The following is a 321-nucleotide window of genomic DNA, read 5'->3' on the forward strand; positions in this document are numbered from 1 at the left end:
CGCCACGCAGCAGGACATCCAGGTCACGCTGAACGCGCTCGGCACCGTGACCCCGCTGGCGACCGTGACGGTGCAGGCCCAGGTCAGCGGCCAGCTGACCACGGTCGGCTTCAAGGAGGGCCAGATGGTGCGCAAGGGCGATCTGCTCGCCGAGATCGACGCGCGTCCCTACCAGGCCGCGCTGGACCAGGCGCTGGGCCAGCTGGCCAAGGACCAGGCGGCGCTGAGCGAGGCGGCGATGGACCTCGCGCGCTACCAGCAGCTGGCGGAAAAGAACTCCATCAACCGGCAGCAGGCCGAAGACCAGAAATGGATCGTGGC

General features: G+C 69.2%; 1 protein-coding gene. It reads left to right on the top strand.

Going from position 1 to position 321, the window contains the following annotated elements:
* On the top strand, nt 1-321 hold a 321-nt coding region (locus tag QZH66_RS18930; protein WP_305807308.1), incomplete at both ends, for a biotin/lipoyl-binding protein.

Origin of the sequence: Stenotrophomonas sp. YIM B06876, from assembly GCF_030711595.1 — a bacterium.
Lineage (GTDB): Bacteria > Pseudomonadota > Gammaproteobacteria > Xanthomonadales > Xanthomonadaceae > Stenotrophomonas.